Genomic DNA, 14,419 nt, shown 5'->3' on the forward strand with positions numbered 1-14,419 from the left:
CCTTCAGCACTTTCCTAACAGGTGTCCGCAGTTCAAGGACAAGTATGTATTGTCTCTCCCGCTTATAGAACGAAAGGCAATCCTGAAGAGAACCTATGAGAAACTTTAGGATTCAATGTTTTTCACAGGCTCTCAAAATATAGGATCCTATATATCTCTCTTGTGGCAGAACGAAAAATAGAGCTGATTTAAATAGTTCTTCGAATCACGCTTTTGGTTGCTGCCGCCTCAAAAATCGTTTCAATCAGTACCAGCACACGGTGCACTTCTTCGCATTTGATCGCAAGCTCCGCTTTTCCTTCGATGGAGGAGACAAAATTTTCATAAAAGCTTTCTGCTGCAGCAGCTATTTCCTCGATCGGGAACTTAAGGGTGGATTCCTCAGACGGTGGCGCCATCGTTTTTGTCAATCCTTGACCTGCTCGAATCGGTTTTGGTTCCACATGAGCAACATCCGGATTTCGGGTGACGATTTCTCCACTTAAGTCCCAATCCCTGATCACTGCGGTACCTTCGGTTCCTTTAATATACCAACGCGGCAGTTTTACGTAATTGGTCGTACCCACTTCAATGACTGCTGTCAGACCGTCCTTGAACTCAATAAAGCTGGTAAAGCCGTCATCCACTTCAGTCCCCAAAATATAGCTTAAGGTAGCAGCTACGCTTTCTATTTGGCTATCTGTAATCAGAAGCAGCTGGTCCAACAGATGCACTCCCCAATCCAGCAACATTCCTCCTCCATAGGCCTTTAGTTGCCGCCAATCCCCTGGAATGCCATTAGCCCCCTGAACCCGTGATTCCAGATGGAAAAGCTCGCCCACGGTCTTCTTATTGATTATATCTTTGATAGTCCGGAAGTCTTCATCCCATCGGCGGTTCTGATGTACCGTAAACACGCGGTTTTCTTTTTTCGCCACCTCGACAATATCCATGAAATCGGCGCTCGTTATCGTAACCGGCTTTTCACAGATGACATGTTTTCCGGCTTGCAGTGCCTGGATTGCAATTTCTTTATGCACGTCATTAGGCGTTGCTATCAAAACAATATCCACGGCCTGATCGGTCAGAACGGCGTCCAGACTGGCGTAGGTTTTATAGCCGGCAGCCGCAGCCAGTTCCATACGGTAATCGACAATATCATATACACCGCCAATGGCAAGTTGCTGAATAGGTTCGATCAATTGAACATGGTAGCTTCCCATGCCTCCATAACCGATAATGACTACATTATATATCCGATTGTCCATTTTCATTTTCCTTTCACTCCTGATTTAAGCTCACCAGACATCAAGCAGTTGCCCATAAATCCGCAAAGCTTTGATTATGTCATCGTAGCTCTCCCTTCACTTCGTTGGATAGCTCTATCATACAAATCTCATGAAAAGCTTTCTTCCTCATTTCTTGCCGTTTTATTCCCGAATATTGTCCTGCGGTATTTCAATGGTGATGTGCCTGTTGCCTCCTTAAAGATATGATGAAATGTCTTCACACTGCTGAAACCTGCAGCCTCTGCGACCTCGGTGATCGGATTATTTTCATTCAGCAAAATCCATTTGGCCTTATTCAGTCTGTATTCATTCAAAAATGATACAAAGGTCATCCCTGTATTCTTCTTAAACAGTCTGGCGAAATAATGGGGACTGAAACCCATATATTCAGCTACATTCCTCAGCGTAATAGTTTCATGAAAATGGCATTCCACATATTCAAAAATACGTTCCAGTTTATAAAGCATGTCCTTGGATTGTGTTATGGTTCTTTCAGAGATTTCGGGAAGTCTTGTCATGCTTCTCGGCACTTCCCGCAAAATAAGAGTCAACATCTCAAACAGTTTGGCTTTGATCATATAGGCATAACCTTCTCGGCGGTGGACATTCTCATCATAAATGCTTTGAATCAGCGGAAGCATTTTAGCTGCTGTTTCTTTTGACCATCTCCAGCTTGATTGTTCCATCTCCGTAAATATAGATCTAAGTGAGCGCTTCTGATCCCTTAATGTGGATACCTCTTGAAAAAAGCTCAAATCAAATTGAATAACCACCCGTTCGCTGTCAGGAGAAGCCAAGAAATAATGAACATCACCACCATTTATAAATTGTACTTCACCTTGTTTCATACGTATCGAAATATCGTTAATTCCCAGATCCAAGGTTCCCTGAGTGACATAAATAATTTCAATTTCTTTATGCCAATGAGGATCACATAGCACGTCGCCTTTATTAATAAAACTCCGGAAAGGAAAATGTCTATCAAGCTCCGGGATTTCTAAATACAAATTCATTTTGGTAGACTCCTTTTGTTGTAAAATTCAAAAAAAACGCACACATAACTATCAATAATTATTTTAAAAAAATCCTCTTCCCTTTTAATTGTAAGCGTTTAACATTCTTTTTTCTATCACAATAGTTACAGTTACTATCAAGCAAAAACAATTGTTACTAAATCGAGTAGAAAAGAAGCAGATATGGAACAAACGAGTATCCGTAAGATCATGATTATTTTTTTACATTTTTTATATAAATAAATATATACATTCCCATATTAATGGTATAATCTAGTAAGGAAACAGCATTCATTAATTATAACGCTATGGAGGGACAGGCCTTGAAGAGACTATTCGCTTTAAGTTGTGCTTTCTATCTGTTAATCGGCGTCACCAGCGTGTTTCTAGGAGCATTACTGCCGGTTCTGCTGCCTCACTATGGACGGGGGTACAGTGATGGCGGATTACTGTTGTTTCTGCAGTTTTTCGGATTTCTTGTCGGCGTTCTCCTATCCCCTTTGATGGCTCTGCATATCGGTCGCAAGTCGATGCTTTCCATTGCTTTGGTCAGTATCTTAGTAGCTTGTGCCATCCTCGGTCTACTGCCCTCATGGACCTGGGCCATCGTGATGACCATCTGGGTTGGCTTCGGCTCAGGTATCATTGAATCGTCTATCGGAGCGTTCACGATTGAGTTCACCGAGGAGCAGAAAGCCGTAGCCATGTCCAAGCTGGATGTCTATTTTGCACTTGGTGCACTGCTCATTCCGGCAATAGTAAGCCTGTATATCTGGCTTGGAATGTGGTATCTGACCTTCTACACCATCTCCCTTCTGACGCTTATCATAGCGCTGTTCTGGCTTACTATGCCTGCTTCCTCCTCTTCCCATCTTACCCAAGCAGATCTCCAAACCTCTGAACGTTCTGTCGAACAAGCCCGGTACTCGGGACAGCATCGTCTGTTGCTGGGCATCTTCATTGTATTCTTCTTTGTATATATGGGTCTTGAACTAGGGCTCATGAACTTCCTGCCTTCTATTCTGATCGAGACGCTGCAGCTTCGGGAATCCGTAGCCTCGCTGGGTGTCAGCATGCTCTGGATTGCGATGATCATCGGCCGCATGTTCTCAGGAAGGATTGCAGAGTCATCAGGATATATTCCTTTCCTGCTGTGGAGCGTAATCGGAACTTTCTGCTTTTTAGTTGCCATGGTGTTTGTAACCAACCAGTGGGCTACATACCTTCTGATTTTCGGTGCAGGGTTATTCATGTCCGGTCTCTTCTGTATCGCGCTTGTCTATGCGAACGTGCTGATTCCCGGAATGACCGAACGAACGACCAGCATTCTGATTGCTTCGGGCGGAATTGGCGGCTCGGTGCTTCAATATGTAATAGGCTGGAGCATGAGCGAATGGCCGGTGACGGTTACCCTCTGGATTCTAGGGGCTTTTAGTCTAATTCTGCTGCTGGCGGTTATTCTTTCACATCTGTGGAATGGCAGGAGCAGCCGGGTAGTTGGCTCCCTTGGCCATCAGGGCAAGGAAGGATGAGATCACTTTATCTTGGAGGAGGTGAGGCCTGCCTCGTCATACTGCTACAAAGGCTGAGATCGCTTTATTATTGGGGGAGGTGATGTCTGCCGCGTTTCGCTGCAACAGGGGCTGTACTTTATAAAGATGTACTTAATGAGAAATGTATATCTGATATGGAGGGAAAGTATTGTGCAAACCTTAACCAAAGAACGCTTCAGATACGGAAAGGGCATTACTCTGATTGACGATTCAGGTAAGGAGTATTTGGATGGTGTATCCGGCACCTTCAATCTGTCGCTCGGTTATAATCACCCTCATGTCGTTACCAAAGTACAGGAACAAGTCGCCAATCTTGCCCATATGTCCTCATCCTTTACCGAGCCTTACGTCGAGGAAGTCCTGGATCATCTGATCCAGTATACGCCGAACGGCATCGACGCGGGATGGATGAGAGATATTACCGGCTCCACGGCGAACGAATGCGCTGTGAAGCTGGCCCAAAAATATACCGGAGCATTGGATATAATCAGCCTGTATCTTTCTCATCATGGGCAGACCCAGTTCGCAACAGGCATATCCGGTAACGCCTTCCGGCGGAGGAAATTTCCCAACTCGTCTGCAGCAAATTCCCTGCATGTGCCTGCTCCCTACTGCTATCGCTGCCCGTTTAATTCTTCACCTGACAAATGTGGCTATCAATGCGTCGAAGCCATATCGGATGCCATTGAATATGCAAGCTCAGGCTCTGTGGCCTGCATGATTATTGAACCCATCCTGGGCAACGGAGGCAATATCATCCCGCCTGAAGGATATTTCAAGCGCCTCCGTCAGCTGTGCAACGAGTACGGACTGATTCTGATCGCTGACGAGGTGCAGACAGGGATTGGGCGGACAGGCTACATGTTCGCAAGCGAGCTGTTTGATATCCAGCCGGATATCATTACCCTTGCTAAGGGTCTGGGCGGCATCGGTGTTCCGGTTGCAGCAGTACTGATGCAGTCTCGTCTCAATGTTCTGGAGAAACACGAGCACTCATTCACCTCGGGCAGCAATCTGATCTCAGTCACGGCAGCCAAATCCACGCTAGAGGTTGTATCCGAGCCCGGTTTTCTGGAAGACGTCCGCTCGAAAGGAAGCCTGCTCGGGACCCTACTGACAAAGCTGGCCGACAAGCATGATTGCATCGGGGAGGCTCGCGGCGTCGGACTGATGTGGGGATTGGAAATTGTAGATGAGGATGATGCCCCGGATGCAGTCAAGAGTAATGGGATTATCGACCGAGCTTTTGCAGAACAACAGCTGATTCTCAGAGGTTCCCGTTACGGTTACGGCAATGTGGTCAAAGTTAGACCTTCTCTCACGGCTACGGAAGACGAGATTGTCGAAATTGTCAAGCGACTTGACGCCGTTCTGGCCACCCTTCACTAACTATCTGCCGAACAGGCAAAAGGAGGACTATTCATGCTTGCACTGGTATACAAATCAGCTTGGGATGTGGCTCTTGAGGAAAGACCCGTCCCGGAAATTACCAAGGATAACCATGTTCTCGTCCGGATTCGGGCGACAGGTGTATGCGGTACGGATCTAGGCATCATCAGCGGCAAATATCATGCCGTGCCATCCACTATCCTGGGCCACGAATCAGCGGGGGAAGTGATCGCTGTAGGATCAGCCGTCAGTTCAATGAAGCCTGGGGACCGGGTGGTGATTGATCCGACGTACTACTGCGGTCAATGCGATATGTGCCGGACAGGAAGACAGAACCATTGTACACATAAATCCGTAACGGAGACTGGAGTTAGCGCCGACGGCACGTTCACTGATTATTATGTGACCGAGGATCGGTTTCTCTACAAGCTGAAGGATCATATCAGCTACGAAGAAGCGACACTGACCGAACCGCTGAGCTGCATGCTAACCGGAATCAACCAGATTCACCTGCTGCCAAACTTTACAACCGTCATTTTGGGCGCAGGACCGATTGGGATTCTGTACAGTTATGCTCTTGCTTCCAAAGGCGTAACTGGCTGCCTCGTTGACATCTCGAAGGAGCGGCTCGCCATAGCAGATTCCGTTGCCCCCGAGCGGTGGTCCGTGCACGCCACACTGGAGTCAGCCATTCATGAGCTGGCACCGCTAAAGAATCAGGTAGATATGATTGTAGATACCACAGGCGTAGTTGGCACCCAGGTACTATCCCGCCTTACGAGCGGCGGATATCTGATGCTGGTGGGACTAAGAGACGGGACAAGCTCGTTTAATCCGAAGGAGGTAGTTGACCGCAGCCTTAAAATCATCGGTTCGATTGACTCCCTGGGCACGTTCTCCACTGCTCATTACCTGATTGAGCAGCAAATCGTTCCTGCCAAAAAAATCATTACCCACTCCTATCCGCTGGAAGACTACCAGGAGGCCTTTTTAACCCTCGGATGCAATATCAACGAGCGGACACTTCAACCTTCTTCACAGGCGATCAAGGTTGTGCTGCAATCGAACGGCTCCGGTAACTAATCCGGGTACTAACAAGGGGGATATTGGACATGACAACCATTCATCATGATGCACAGCCGAATAACGAATCCGTAAGAAGCCCATCAGCATCCGTTCCGATCAAGGCGGTCATTTTCGACATGGACGGGGTGCTGGTAGACAGCGAACCGATATATTTTGAGATCGAGCGCAGTTCCTTTGCCCATTTCGGTGCGCCCATGACGGAAGAAGAGCACCACACCTATGTCGGAGTGACACTCGAATCCATGTGGCGTCAAGTACTGGACAGACATTGTCTCACCAATTCAGTGGAAGAGGTGCTGTCCTATCACCGGAAAAATGTGATGCAGACGATGATTGCACACGAAGGCCTTGTGGCGATCGACGGACTGGAGCGGTGGCTGGACTGGCTGCAGGAGAATGGGATTCCGGTCGCGGTGGCCTCTTCCTCTCCGCGGGTACTGATTGATCTCATCATAGAAAAGACAGGGCTTGGCCGTTACTTCAATATTCGAATCACTGGAGAAGAAGTGTCGCAGGGTAAGCCGGCCCCGGATATTTTCCTACATGCCGCCGAGCAGCTTGGCATTGCCCCGGCCCATTGCATCGTTATTGAGGATTCACGGAACGGTGTCCAGGCAGCCAAGAGTGCGGGCATGCGCTGTATCGGCTTCCATAACCCGGGATCGGGCCAGCAGGACCTGTCCAGAGCCGATCGCCGAATTCTCAGCTATGACGACCTGTGGGCGATTAAAGAGGGCCTGCCATTCGAGGAGCAGCTGCCTGCCAAAAACAAGAGTCGAAATGTTCCAGATGGCATATCCCCTTTATAATCATATGGAATCGTCCAATCTTTAATATGTTTGAGGGCAATAAATAATGCCCCTTGGAATACACACTGGAGAATATCATTTATCCTGCCCTGTGTGTACTCTAAGGGGCGTGCTTTACATCGAATTGGTCTGACTGAATCGAATACGTTCCTCAGTTGATTCCTCAGCTTAGAAAAAGGCTTGGGTCACGACTTCACGCTAAATACGACCAACGTTATATAGATGATTCACAATCTCTTCGATAGTTTTATCATCATTCTCCTCCTATTTCAAAGATTTATGGCCCTCTCCTATACTCGGAATCTTCATAATTTTTATCTTTATGCCCTTTATGTTTAATATTAAACTTCAAACTTAGTTATCTTAGAAATTGTTTCATGGTAGCCTTCTAATACGTCATTTATGATATCTTTTACACTCTTAATCTCAGTTATTAGTGGTACTATTTGCCCCACCATAACAGCGCCCTTCTCTTCAACGTCGCCCTCCAGCATTGCCTTTTTTAAAGAACTTTCAGCAACTTCTTTTAGTTTTACTGCGGCCTCTCTTTTGCTATATTTGTTTTCAATTTCAGTCATTTCCTCCGAAAGCTTGTTCTTCAATTGTCTGCATGGCTCATCAGTAGAATATCCTGTTATGACAGTCTCCATATCACCAGCTTTTAACATGGCATCTTTTACATTTGCATGTACTACTGTTTCCTCTGCGCACATAAAAATGGTTCCCATTTCAATGCCATCAGCACCAAGAGCGATAGCTGCTGCCATTCCTCTTCCATCTGCAATACCACCAGAGGCGATCACTGGTACAGATAAGCAGTTCGCTGCTTGTGGAACAAGAACCGTTGTTGCTTCATAAGTAGTATGTCCGCCACCTTCCCAGCCTTTTACAATAACTGCATCTGCACCAGCCTTCTCCGCAGTAATGGCATCTTGAATTGTACTTGCTTTAACGATTACTTTTATTCCTAATTCATGCCATATAGAAAAGTATTTTTGGGATAACTCTAAATCAAGGCCCACGAGCGTATCTGCATAAATGACTGGTGGCTTTTCCTCTGAAGCAACTTTTGTTACATGATCTAATAATTCAGAAGTCATAATTACATTGATTGCAAAGGGTTTATTCGTCATATTTCTTGTAGCAATAATCTGGTCCCTTATAAAATCTAATGGAGCAAATCCTACTCCTAATACACCAAGACCTCCACTTTCAGAAACCGCTGCAACTAATGGTGCTGTTGAAACCCAAGCCATAGGTCCTTGAATAATTGGTTTTTCAATCCCTAAAACTTTACATAAACGATTGTTTGACATGAAAGATTCTCCTTTTCATACTATGTTTTCTTTTTTGGCGTTAGAGTGTCGACAGTATCTTGTGATCAACGTGGATACCATTTTAAACAAAATACTTTTTATATTAAGATTATAATAAAGAAAAAAGACCCAGAATATCAGTAAGCTTTACCCTGAATGTTGCTTAAACAACAGCTCCAATAGCTTTTGTTGTTTTCAAATAAATGAATACTAATTAAATGAATGAATTGGAGTGTGACAAATATTGAATGAGATAACAGACTTACGTGTTGTGAAAACACTCGAAAATATAAAACATGGGTTTACTAAATGTATTAGTCAAAAAACCTTCTCATCTATTTCCGTAAAAGATATTACTACTGCGGCGAGAATTAATCGTTCTACATTCTACAAATATTACGAGGATAAATATCAACTAAGAGAATCACTGATAAAATCGACCTTAGAGGAACTTTCAAACAATATCAATCTTGCATCTTTTAATTTGGAAAATAATAAATTAAATGAATCTTTGGAGGCGTTAAGAAAACAACTCCAATTTATGTATGATCATAAAGACTGGTACCTCATATTGTGGAATAAAAATATGGAGTTATATGTCTATGAAGATATGGCACGTATATTTGAAAGGAGAACCGGGGAATGTCTTCGTGAAAATAGCAATGGAACAGAAATTACGAGGAAGGAACTTTCAGAAAAACAGGAGCTATTAACTCGCTTGTTTGCATCATCTGCAATGACAACGGTTAAATGGTGGTATGAATATTCACCCAATATGACTCCAAAAGATGTGGCAAATATAATTATGGATAATATCAAATTTGGAATGCATCGTACCTTTTTTCAAGTTACATGAACTGGCTAATACATATAGAGAGGATACCCTTCATCGATGTCGCTACCAACATGGATGGCAACCCGAAACCTGCTGCGTACATCTTTCTTCAATCGGCAGGGGCAATGAGTACGCACAGGCTTAAGGGCCGTTCACAGCAAGCGAATGGGACCGCAATCATTAAGTAAAAGCGGTGACCTCTGTTTGTTTGATGGCTACGATGCGCAATCGACGGGTGTCGGCCATCCATTGACCTCCCTGGTCAAGTGGTGGCTTAACCTTTGCCTCAATGGCGCGATAGATGGATGCTTTGTCGGCGGAGGTGACGTCCGAGAAGAAATAATCAGCAAACTTGTCCAGCCAGTCCCGGAGCCCAGTATCTGCCTTGAGCGGAGTGGGTCTGTCGAAGTGTTGTGCCAACGTGACACGGAAGCCGGTCTGCTCCAGCAGGCTGGCGTATTCCCCAATGGTGGGAAAATACCACGGATTCCGTCCCGCCCATGCATAACCATGCGCCTCCAGCGCCTGCTGCATGGCAGTAGTCAGCATGGCGACATTGCCGTTGCCCGCGAATTCGGCCACGAATCGCCCACCCTCCCGGAGGGCCAGCCAGATGGAGCGGGCGACAGCTTCAGCATCCTTGATCCAGTGCAAAACTGCATTCGAGAACACAGCGTCAAAGGGGACATCTGTCCGGTAATGACAAGCGTCTTCCACCTGGACATTCAGAAAAGGGTACTTCTGTTTAGCCCGCATCACCATCTCCTCCGACAGGTCGAGACCTGTGGGTATTGCTCCGGCGGCTGCAATCTCGGCGGTCAAGTCCCCATTCCCGCAGCCTACATCCAGGATTCGTTCTCCGGCTCGGGGCTGCAGTAAGGACAAGAGCCCGGGTCCCAGGCCGGCTACTAAATGCAGCCTATCATCATTCGTTCCCGTATTCCAGTGATTGGTAGAGGGTTTGCTGCACATAGTTTCAGTCTCCTTTTACACAAATATTATAAAGACTTTGCAGATACATGTTATCTACAAATAACCAAAGCTTGGCATGGTCCTTTGCAAGCACAAGGACCATGCAGCTTGATCCGTAAGCTCAAGCATTCTAAAGCTACGGACTTATTTACGGAAATGTATTACAGATCTAATGTATCCATGAAAACTATTATACTACCGTGCTGTCAAGAAGCCTTTCGAAGAAGCTGTTTGACTTTTTTGTTAATGATGTTCAATATGACACTGGAATCCCGGTCTATCAATCTGTATTGTAATATGCTTGATCTCGTATTGTTCATTCAACAACCTCTGTGCCTGTTCCATCACAACGCTACTGTAGATCTGATCTTGAATGATAATATGGCAACTCAGCAACGGAACATCCGATGATAACGCCCATACATGAAGATCGTGTACTTCAACAACATGCTCAAGATCAAGCAGGGATTGCTTAATTTGATCTGTGTTCATATTCAGCGGCGTACCTTCCATCAAAATATGAATGGAGTCCCGAGTCACCCGATAAGCACTGATAATTACCAGAATCGCCACCAATATACTGGCAATCGGATCAGCCAAATTCCAGCCAAAGAACATAATCAACAGTGCAGCCACAATCGCACCTACAGAGCCTAACAAATCCCCTATTACATGTAAAAAAGCACTGCGAATATTGAGATTTTCAGATGTATCTCCTCTCATTAGGATAAAAGCAGCAGCTACATTGACGAGCAGGCCAAGCACTGCAATTGTCAGCATTCCTGAAGTCATGACTCCAGGTGGGGCAGAAAGCCGTTCGAAAGCTTCCCAGAAAATATAAATCGATATCAGGGCAAGCGCTAAGCCATTGATAAAAGCGGCCAGTACTTCAAAGCGTCTGTAGCCAAACGTCTTTGACTTGCTCGCTTGCCGTTGTCCCCAGGTCATCGCCAGATAACTTAACCCCAATGCACCCGCATCACTCAACATATGCCCCGCATCAGATAACAGCGCCAGGCTATTAGTCAGTAATCCACCAATAAATTCAATGATCATATAACCAGCAATTAGAAAGAATGATAACTTCAAAGCATTTTTGTTCGCTCCATGTCCATGAGAATGCCCGTGGCTATGGGAGTGCCCATGTCCGTGAGCATCTGAATGCTTACTGCCTTTAGAATGATTGTGTTGATGATGCTGGTTGGAATCATGTTTGCATACCGTATTATGGTTGTGTGGGTGAGTCTTCTTATTCATCTACATGCCCCTCTCCTTTATGAAATTTTGGTAATACACATTTAAAACTAATATATGAGCACTTATTCATATATTATAAATAGTCCGAGTGTAATCTGCAAGAATAATATCAAAATACTAGCTGTAGTCCCTACAGGCTCTTAACAGTTGTTTTTCTGCTAACACACGAACATTCCGAAATTGCTAAAAAAGCTCGAGGACTTACCCTCAAGCTTCACGGAACAACATATGCGTTTAATTAATCCTTTCATTAACAACCAAGGTAATCAACCCACTACTTACACTAGAGGGTTCACATGCAAATCCTGATCCGCTTCAGTGAAAGCCCAGCGGGTAAAAGTAACTTCCAGGCCGTCTCGGGTCGGCGAACAAGTAAAGGGACCTGCTTGATTACCGGAAGTATACGGGAAACGGGCTACACGAATGGTTCTCCATCCGTGGTGCTCCGTGCGTGCCCGAATAATCACGGCATCTTTCATAATGGAGGCGCGAATGGTAACCTCTTCCCCCTTCCATTCCGGTACAGCAGTCAAAGACCAGTCGGAATAACCGTCCGTTACCACTGCAGACAGCTGAGGAACTCCATCATTGATTTCAACTCCTGCTTTAATCCACTGCTCTGGTCCGTGATATAATAAAATACCTGCTTGATCATAAAGCTCTGTAAAGGATGTCAGCAGAAATGACACCTCCACCGCGTTGTCCGTTTCCCAATCAGCTAACAGAGCAGCACCATCTTCAAATTCAAAACCGTATAATGTCTTTTTCCAAAAATCTCTTCCCTTTTCCGGTACAACCTTTAGATGGTTGCCCTCTTGCCGCACTGACAAAGGCTGGTTAATCCACTTGCCTGTCTCCCAATTCGTTATGTTTTTGGTCACGTGCCAAATCCTCCTTTTCCATTCCCTTCCACATCTTGATTGTATCATAATTCACTAGCAATTACGGATTAAAGGCGCCTGCCCATGTCCCAATTGTGCATAATCATCACTTGCAAAGAGGTAACAGATATTATTCAGATATTAAACCGTATTTTACAAAGCTTTTATATAGTCCATCTTCCTCAACGTGGTCTGTAATATCATCTGCAATTTCCATCAAACCCGGTTTTGCATTGCCCATAGCAATGCCTACAGCGCAATATTCGAGCATCTCGGTATCGTTCATTCCGTCTCCAATGGCAATCGTCTGTTTCTGAGGTAGACTCAAATGATTTAGCAAATCAGCAATGGCAATTGCCTTGTGAATGCCAGGAATCATCATTTCCCCGCTGTCCTTACCAAAAATCGGAACGGTGCACTGGATGACCTCAAATTTTCCCTGGAATTCAGCCTTAATACGTTCAAAGGGTACAGCACTTTCCAGAAAGCAAACCTTATTGACATCGTCTTTATAGAGATCCGTCTCTCCATATGTCAAGCCCACAATAAATGGGTGAGGGGAACGCTCCATTTTTTCTCTGGCCACAGGGTCGTTCTCAACATCTCCATAGATCCGTCTCTCCAGATGAGTTCTTAAATTCTGGCTAGCATAGAGTGCCGAATTGGACTCCAGATAGAAGTCGATCCCATGCGTATTAAAGAAATCTACCATGTGCCGAACACCCTCAGGTGTGACTTTTTTATGATAAAGAATCTCATCACCGGATTCTACATATCCCCCTCCTGCACCTATGAGACCATCAAATCCGATATCCCAAATGGTGTCATAGATTTCGGCTTTCGAACGACCTGTGCACAGATATAGCAGATGACCATTCTCGCGTGCTATTTTGCAGGCTTTCTGTGCCGATTCAGGCACCATGCCGTCATCACCAACAAGTGTCCCGTCTATATCGATAAACACAATTTACTGATTAACTCTATCCATTAGTGTGCTGTCTCCCTTGTTTCAACAAATGATGTATTAATGAGGTGGTTGTTGTTATGTTCTACAATTACACTGTAATTTGTGTAACGCATTACATGTCAAGTTTTTTTGATGAATTGAAACTCTTTCCTCAAGTTTGGAGAATAAACTTATATCGTTAAAACAAAAAAAGCCGCCGATATGGCGACTTCTTATATGCTTAAAACCTGCTATCCTCATCAGGAAGTGTTAAGTTTAAATATTTAAAATTGACACTGCAACCTGATCCCGTCGGTGACTGGGCCACTACACCCGCAATAAACTCAGCTGAATGTTCCATTCCAAAGTAACGGATTAACTTCCAATCCTCACCATCGGGTGAATAGTAAAAAGAAATAGTCCTTCCAATCTTCGTGATCCTCAAATGTGGGTTATCGACCACAACACGCTCAGAATTACAATCATCAGAGGAGCCATTCTTGGTTACAACAGATACAATCGTGGCGTAATCGCCGTTAAATTCATAACAAAGTTTAGCCCAATTGTTCGCGTCAGCCATCAACATCAAGCACCCTGAATCATAAAGATGATGCATGGCTACCTGAAGCTGTGTCGTAAGCTGAAATGACGAATCAACTTGGAGATGTAGAAAAGGAGCCGAATCGGCTACATGTTTTCCACCAGGATCCTTGAAAAAATCAACTTTAGCCGGTGCATCAATGATCAATCCATCCTCTTTGGTGTACTCCCAGTGCTCAGGTTCGTTCATCCACCTCAATTTTTCTCTTACTTTTGGCTGAAACAAATTATCACTCATATGCACTCCTCCATTTGAATTAACTAGACCTTACTATAAATATAATGTCATTATAATTGCTTAAGTTTCGCCTTTAAATATAATATAAGTGTAAGTTAATATAATAATAAGGAACAAAAGGGACATTTTATTTTGGGGAATGAATTCTCTCCACAAAAAACGGTAGTCCTGTACTTTATTAAGTAAGGACTACCGTTTTTAAGTTGATTCAACTACTTCTTCCGCATACTCATATATTGTCGCTTTCTAAATACTC

General features: G+C 44.6%; 13 protein-coding genes. 5 read left to right on the forward strand and 8 right to left on the reverse strand.

Features of this window, described 5'->3' with window-relative positions:
• Positions 1 to 188: 188 nt before the first annotated feature.
• Both LCF57_RS06985 and LCF57_RS06990 read right to left on the reverse strand, forming a co-directional pair.
• Complete coding sequence (locus LCF57_RS06985) at positions 189 to 1,253, reverse strand: Gfo/Idh/MocA family protein (protein ID WP_226000061.1); 1,065 nt, start codon at positions 1,251 to 1,253, stop codon at positions 189 to 191.
• Between the two features lie 122 nt (positions 1,254 to 1,375).
• A complete protein-coding gene (locus LCF57_RS06990; protein ID WP_226000062.1) occupies positions 1,376 to 2,281 on the reverse strand; it encodes a helix-turn-helix domain-containing protein in 906 nt (301 codons plus the stop codon).
• A 323-nt stretch (positions 2,282 to 2,604) separates the two neighbouring features.
• On the opposite strand from LCF57_RS06990, the gene LCF57_RS06995 reads away from it, so the two are divergent.
• The 4 genes from LCF57_RS06995 to LCF57_RS07010 all read left to right on the forward strand — a co-directional run bounded on the left by LCF57_RS06995 (position 2,605) and on the right by LCF57_RS07010 (position 7,118).
• Positions 2,605 to 3,813, forward strand: a complete 1,209-nt coding sequence (locus LCF57_RS06995) for an MFS transporter (RefSeq protein ID WP_226000063.1) — start codon at positions 2,605 to 2,607, stop codon at positions 3,811 to 3,813.
• Positions 3,814 to 3,984: 171 nt separating this feature from the next.
• Complete coding sequence (locus tag LCF57_RS07000; RefSeq protein ID WP_226000064.1) at positions 3,985 to 5,223, forward strand: aspartate aminotransferase family protein; 1,239 nt, start codon at positions 3,985 to 3,987, stop codon at positions 5,221 to 5,223.
• A 33-nt stretch (positions 5,224 to 5,256) separates the two neighbouring features.
• Positions 5,257 to 6,306, forward strand: a complete 1,050-nt coding sequence (locus tag LCF57_RS07005; RefSeq protein WP_025717630.1) for a zinc-dependent alcohol dehydrogenase — start codon at positions 5,257 to 5,259, stop codon at positions 6,304 to 6,306.
• Positions 6,307 to 6,335: 29 nt separating this feature from the next.
• Positions 6,336 to 7,118: an HAD family hydrolase gene (locus LCF57_RS07010; protein WP_226000065.1), complete on the forward strand. Its 783-nt coding sequence runs from the start codon at positions 6,336 to 6,338 to the stop codon at positions 7,116 to 7,118.
• A 341-nt stretch (positions 7,119 to 7,459) separates the two neighbouring features.
• Here the strand turns inward: LCF57_RS07010 and LCF57_RS07015 are convergent, their stop codons facing one another.
• Positions 7,460 to 8,434 carry a nitronate monooxygenase gene (locus LCF57_RS07015; RefSeq protein ID WP_226000066.1) on the reverse strand — a complete coding sequence of 325 codons (975 nt, stop codon included), beginning with the start codon at positions 8,432 to 8,434 and terminating at the stop codon, positions 7,460 to 7,462.
• 244 nt (positions 8,435 to 8,678) lie between these two features.
• Between LCF57_RS07015 and LCF57_RS07020 the strand changes: the two genes are divergently transcribed.
• The gene (locus LCF57_RS07020; RefSeq protein ID WP_226000067.1) at positions 8,679 to 9,290 is read left to right on the forward strand and encodes a TetR/AcrR family transcriptional regulator C-terminal domain-containing protein; all 612 of its coding nucleotides are present in this window, start codon (positions 8,679 to 8,681) and stop codon (positions 9,288 to 9,290) included.
• Between the two features lie 159 nt (positions 9,291 to 9,449).
• Here the strand turns inward: LCF57_RS07020 and LCF57_RS07025 are convergent, their stop codons facing one another.
• From LCF57_RS07025 to LCF57_RS07045, 5 genes are all read right to left on the reverse strand, one after another.
• A complete protein-coding gene (locus LCF57_RS07025; RefSeq protein ID WP_226000068.1) occupies positions 9,450 to 10,241 on the reverse strand; it encodes a class I SAM-dependent methyltransferase in 792 nt (263 codons plus the stop codon).
• Positions 10,242 to 10,484: 243 nt separating this feature from the next.
• Positions 10,485 to 11,498: a cation diffusion facilitator family transporter gene (locus LCF57_RS07030; protein ID WP_226000069.1), complete on the reverse strand. Its 1,014-nt coding sequence runs from the start codon at positions 11,496 to 11,498 to the stop codon at positions 10,485 to 10,487.
• 278 nt (positions 11,499 to 11,776) lie between these two features.
• Positions 11,777 to 12,379, reverse strand: a complete 603-nt coding sequence (locus tag LCF57_RS07035) for a DUF1349 domain-containing protein (RefSeq protein ID WP_226000070.1) — start codon at positions 12,377 to 12,379, stop codon at positions 11,777 to 11,779.
• A 130-nt stretch (positions 12,380 to 12,509) separates the two neighbouring features.
• Complete coding sequence (locus LCF57_RS07040; RefSeq protein WP_318840634.1) at positions 12,510 to 13,346, reverse strand: Cof-type HAD-IIB family hydrolase; 837 nt, start codon at positions 13,344 to 13,346, stop codon at positions 12,510 to 12,512.
• A gap of 220 nt (positions 13,347 to 13,566) precedes the next feature.
• Entirely contained in the window at positions 13,567 to 14,163 is a 597-nt protein-coding gene (locus LCF57_RS07045; protein WP_226000072.1) for a DUF1349 domain-containing protein, read from the reverse strand.
• Between the last annotated feature and the right edge of the window lie 256 nt (positions 14,164 to 14,419).

It is taken from the genome of Paenibacillus sp. BJ-4, assembly GCF_020404765.1.
Classification (GTDB): domain Bacteria; phylum Bacillota; class Bacilli; order Paenibacillales; family Paenibacillaceae; genus Paenibacillus.

What these genes read in the sequence shown, in the direction of transcription:
- LCF57_RS06985 (WP_226000061.1), bottom strand. Translation starts at nt 1,253, where the DNA reads ATGAAAATGGACAATCGGATATATAATGTAGTCATTATCGGTTATGGA.
- LCF57_RS07010 (WP_226000065.1), top strand. Translation starts at nt 6,336, where the DNA reads ATGACAACCATTCATCATGATGCACAGCCGAATAACGAATCCGTAAGA.
- LCF57_RS06990 (WP_226000062.1), bottom strand. Translation starts at nt 2,281, where the DNA reads ATGAATTTGTATTTAGAAATCCCGGAGCTTGATAGACATTTTCCTTTC.
- LCF57_RS07025 (WP_226000068.1), bottom strand. Translation starts at nt 10,241, where the DNA reads ATGTGCAGCAAACCCTCTACCAATCACTGGAATACGGGAACGAATGAT.
- LCF57_RS07045 (WP_226000072.1), bottom strand. Translation starts at nt 14,163, where the DNA reads ATGAGTGATAATTTGTTTCAGCCAAAAGTAAGAGAAAAATTGAGGTGG.
- LCF57_RS07005 (WP_025717630.1), top strand. Translation starts at nt 5,257, where the DNA reads ATGCTTGCACTGGTATACAAATCAGCTTGGGATGTGGCTCTTGAGGAA.
- LCF57_RS07015 (WP_226000066.1), bottom strand. Translation starts at nt 8,434, where the DNA reads ATGTCAAACAATCGTTTATGTAAAGTTTTAGGGATTGAAAAACCAATT.
- LCF57_RS07030 (WP_226000069.1), bottom strand. Translation starts at nt 11,498, where the DNA reads ATGAATAAGAAGACTCACCCACACAACCATAATACGGTATGCAAACAT.